At 54.8% G+C, this 4,730-nt stretch carries 3 protein-coding genes; 1 reads left to right on the top strand and 2 read right to left on the bottom strand.

What is annotated here, in order from left to right:
• Positions 1 to 21: 21 nt before the first annotated feature.
• Positions 22 to 432: a peptide deformylase gene (locus tag H6A21_RS10570; RefSeq protein WP_204562747.1), complete on the bottom strand. Its 411-nt coding sequence runs from the start codon at positions 430 to 432 to the stop codon at positions 22 to 24.
• Between the two features lie 148 nt (positions 433 to 580).
• Here H6A21_RS10570 and H6A21_RS10565 point away from each other — a divergent pair, with 148 nt between their 5' ends.
• Positions 581 to 3,301: a Sau3AI family type II restriction endonuclease gene (locus tag H6A21_RS10565; protein ID WP_204562746.1), complete on the top strand. Its 2,721-nt coding sequence runs from the start codon at positions 581 to 583 to the stop codon at positions 3,299 to 3,301.
• A gap of 176 nt (positions 3,302 to 3,477) precedes the next feature.
• Here the strand turns inward: H6A21_RS10565 and H6A21_RS10560 are convergent, their stop codons facing one another.
• The gene (locus H6A21_RS10560; protein WP_204562745.1) at positions 3,478 to 4,608 is read right to left on the bottom strand and encodes a hypothetical protein; all 1,131 of its coding nucleotides are present in this window, start codon (positions 4,606 to 4,608) and stop codon (positions 3,478 to 3,480) included.
• Positions 4,609 to 4,730 lie beyond the last annotated feature (122 nt).

Raw genomic sequence — 4,730 nt, 5'->3', positions numbered from 1 at the left:
GCGGCGGGTTGGGTGGGGCGGCTAGATGAGAACGCCGTCGCAGTGGTCGACCTCATGCTGGATGATCTGCGCGGTGTAGCCGGTGAAGGTCTCCGTGCGCGAGGTAAAGCCCTCGTCGAGGTAGCTCACGCGGATGCGGCGGAAGCGCGTGGCGGGTCGCGTGCCGGGAAGCGACAGGCAGCCCTCCTTGGTTTGGTATTCGTTGGCGCGCTCGACGATGACCGGGTTGTACATGAGCCGCGCACGAGACCCGTCCTGTACGACGATGATGCGCTTGCGCTGCCCAATCATGTTCGCGGCCATCCCGACGCACTCGTGCGTATGCGCGGCGAGGGTGTCGAGCAGGTCCTGCCCGATTGCGGCGTCATCACGCGTTGCGTCGACACTCGGCATGCGCAGCATCATGGGGGAAGTGACGATGGGGCGGATCATGAGGGGCTCCTAAGCTAGTGGTTTTGACTTGGATTGTAGTGGAGGGAGGTAGGTGGCAGCAGGACGAACCTCCGTTCTTCGATCCACATAGAACATATGATCGATCGATACAATCGGGCGATCGATCATATGTTCTATGGAGATGGGCATGCAGCGCGAATACGCATACTACGATTCGAAATCCCTCGAATCCATTTTGAGTTATGCGAAGCAACTCGAGGGTTCGACCTTGCGCCAGGCATGCCATCTGAGCGGAGTGGATGACCCCCATGCTCGTAGGGGCTCATTCGGCAATGCGGTAGAGGAGTACTACTTTCATTACCACATCAATAGCGATGCTGAGCCGGATTTCAAAGAGGTAGATACTGAGTTAAAAACCACCCCTCTCAAGTTGAAGAAGAACGGGACGTATTCTGCGAAGGAGCGTCTTGTTATCAGCATGATCAACTACATGAGCGTGGTGGATGAAACGTGGGAGACGAGCTCTCTCCAGAAGAAGCTCCATAAGATTCTTCTTATTGCCTATCAATACGACAAGGACCTCAATCCGGTTGACTACTTGGTCAAATTGGTCGAGCTCTGGGGCATTCCTCCCGAGGATGTTCCAACCTTTAAAAAGGACTGGAATACCGTTGTCGATAAGGTCCGTGCCGGTCATGCCCATGAACTTTCGGGGTCGGACACGCTGTATCTGGAGGCGGCGACGAAGTCATCTTCGAGCAAAACCCGGACGAGACAGCCTTTTTCGCCGATACCCGCAAAGCCGCGCGCATGGGCAATCAAGCCCTCGTACATGACGGTTGTTTTCAATGGAATGCTCGATACGCAGCGTATCGAGCGCGAGGGGAGAGACCGTGAGCTCGATCTCTTGTCGCTGGTGAAAAAGCGTTTCGAGCCGTATATCGGACTGTCCGAGGACGAGCTGGCAGAAGCTTGCGGGTATGGACGCGAAGGGGGAAGAAAGCCCAAAAACCTTTGCGCTTTGATCACGAAGCACATTCTCGGAGTAGACGAGCACTCGAAAATCGCCGAGTTCGAGAAGGCGGGCATCAAGACGAAGACGATTCGGCTCAAGCGTGACGGGATACCGAAGGAGTCGATTTCATTCCCCGCATTCAGCTACATCGATTTGGCAGAGCTCGAATTCGAAGACAGCGCCTTCTATCTTCAGCTTCAGCAGAAGTATCTGTTTGTGGTCTATCGGGAGGATAGGGAAACGAAGGGTCGCTATCTTCTTAGCGATGTTCTGTTTTGGCAAATGCCCGATCGTGACCTGCTCGAGGCGAAGCGCTGCTATGAGGAGATGCGACGGCGTGTGCTCGACGGGCATGCTGAGAGATCGGTAAGGTCGACCGAAAACCGCTGCTGCCACGTGCGCCCGCACGGCAGGAACAAGGAAGACGTGCTGCCTACGCCATATGGATCGTTCGAAACGAAGAAATGTTTTTGGATCAATGCTCGGTATATCGGAGAAGAGATCGATAGAGTAAGGCGGGAACAAAACGAGCTGACCGCTTTGGCGGTAAGTAACAGAATCGATCGGAGTAGCGTGTCTGGACGAGTCATACGTGTTGCTGAGCTTTTTGCCGGGGTCGGAGGATTCCGTCTCGGCCTCGAGGGCTATAGCGATTCCTGCCACCCGGAATTCGACATGCCTGCCGCCGGGCCGTACGTGACGGTGTGGGCTAATCAATGGGAGCCACCCGGAATTCCGACGCGCCAGTTTGCCGCACGCTGCTATGAGGCCCGCTTCGGCGCGGGTTCGGTCATCAATGAGGATATCCATCGCGTTCTCGATGAGCACGAGGCCGGTAATATCGATATTCCTGATGTCGACATGGTCGTCGGAGGATTCCCCTGCCAAGATTACTCTGTGGCAAAGCCCCTCTCGCAGGCGCAGGGTATCGTTGGCAAGAAGGGTGTTCTGTGGTGGGATATCTACCGCTTCCTGCAGTTGAAGAACTGCCCTCGGTACGTGCTGCTCGAGAACGTTGACCGCCTGCTCAAGAGTCCTGCATCTCAGCGCGGACGTGATTTTGCGATCATCCTGTCGTGCTTCGCGTCGCTGGGCTATGCGGTCGAGTGGCGCGTGGTCAACGGCTCAGATTACGGCTTTCCGCAGAAGCGTCGCCGTGTATACATCTTTGCTGAGAAGACGGATGCCAAGTGGGATTTGTCCACCAGGTTGGACGATGGTGTCATGGCGGACGCTTTTCCGGCGAAGAGGGTCGGAGGGGAGGCGCACGTCGAGCTTCTGGCGGACCCCTTCGACAACTCTGAGCGTTTCGGTGTGGGCTTGAAGCGTTCTCCGTTCTGTCGTGCCGGCGTGATGCAGGATGGCGAAGTCATAACGGTGGATGTCGAATCGGTCTACAACGGCCCTCGGCGGACGCTCGGGGATATTCTCGTTGCAGACGAGGAGGTGCCGGATTCCTTCTACGTGGAGGAAGACAAGCTCGACAAATGGAAGTACTTCAAAGGCGGGAAGAGCGAGCCGCGCGTGAATAAGCGAACGGGCTTTACCTACCAGTACTCCGAGGGGTCTATGGCATTTCCCGATCCGACGGATTCCCCCGCTCGAACGATCCTAACAAGTGAGGGGGGGGGGTTCCGCCTCTCGAAGCAAGCATATCGTTGCCGCTGGGGACGGGCGTTACCGCAGGTTGGTTCCCGACGAGCTCGATCAGCTCCAGGGGTTCCCGAAGGGATGGACGGATACCGGCATGAGCGACATCAACCGAGCCTTCTGCATGGGCAACGCGCTTATTGTCGGGATACCCCATCGCATCGGCGAGGCCATATGCAATCGCATGTGATCGGTCGTGCTTGCGCATTGAACGAAGGGGGTAGGACTCGGGACCGTTTCTGATCTTGCGGTTGGATGCCGTCTGCATATCGTGCGGCTTAGTGCCCTTATTCTGGCATGCTGCCCCTCGGTATCGAATTGTGTTGGCTACCGATGCCGAGGGGCAGTGGAAAGACTGAGTGCCCAGCATAATGGGCCTGTGGTTGCATAATCTCCGCATTCCGGCGTTTTGGCTGATGCTAGCTTATGTCGAGGATGGAAATCAGGCGGTCGAACATGCACCTTGCCCTGTTGCTAATGAATTTTTTCGCGTCCTCTGATTTTCCGTCGCGCAGGTGATAGTCTGCATCGCTAAGCGCGGAGACATCATCAACGAACTCTCTCGTTGCGTTGAGAGAATAGAGTTCGCCTTTGTTCTGCGAAAGTGTTTTTGATCCTTTCGAACGGTTCTCGCTTTTCGAGAGAAAGGCGAGATTCCCCAGTCCTCCGCCGGCAATCTTGAAATACTTATAGGCGTACGTACCGCCTTGTTTGGTACGCAAAGAGTCGCGCGAAATGAGATGCTCGATATCATATGCGCTTTCCTGATACTTTTGACGGTGCGAATTGGCAAGAATTGTAAGGAGGGTTTTTGCTGTTGAATCGGCGTTGATGCTCGCTGAGCTATTCATTTCTTCCAGGTAGGTGCTTGCGGCGATTTGCAAGCGGCTTGATGAAAAGGCGGCCTGAGAATAGTAATCGAGTTTTCCATCGATGTATGCGGCGAGACGGGAGTCGCCCGACCCCTTCCATTGATTTGTGAGCATATCGAGAACGAAGCAGGGGAATAGCATCTTCTTGCTCTGGTCGTATCCGCCCTTTTTGTATCCCGTGCGTGGCTCTACTTCTGCCGAATGGATTTTTCCATACTTTAGGCGCCATAATGCGGCGAAAAAAGATAGAAATTGCAGTTGGACGCTTGATCTGCCGGTTTCGTAGGATTCTTTAGTTCCAGGCTTACGCAGATGGACGGTGAATCGAGCATTGATTTCCTGGTACTCGTTTAAAATGCAGTTAAGCAAATGCTCAATCGACTCCGGGTTATGCTCGAAGCCGGCTTTGCCAAACTGTTCGGGAAGCCCTAATGGACCTTCTGGTTTACCTGCTATCTCTTGTGGATGAATGCCAAATGTTATAGCAAGAGAGTTATATCCAATGGTGTCGACGGTATCATCCTTTTCTAACGTGTCTACCGGCCAAAATGCGGGACACGCTTCGACGATGAGCTCGCCGAGTGCATGGCAGAATTCAGGTAGGGTAACGGTACGTTCACGGCGCAGCTCTTCGGGGCTGAAGTCCTCATTTTCTAGACCGTTGCGCTCGTCGGTCAATTTCTCATAGCGGGGGACTGCGGTGGGAATCCTGGACCAAAGCGGGACAGGAGGAGAACCTCATGTACAGCCAGGGGCAGAGGAAGCGCGCGATAGAGACCTTCATCAAATTCGACCATAGC

Source organism: Collinsella tanakaei, assembly GCF_016902615.1.
Lineage (GTDB): Bacteria > Actinomycetota > Coriobacteriia > Coriobacteriales > Coriobacteriaceae > Collinsella > Collinsella tanakaei_A.
The sequence above is the reverse complement of the archived record's forward strand: the minus strand, read 5'-3'. Positions and strand labels throughout refer to the sequence as shown.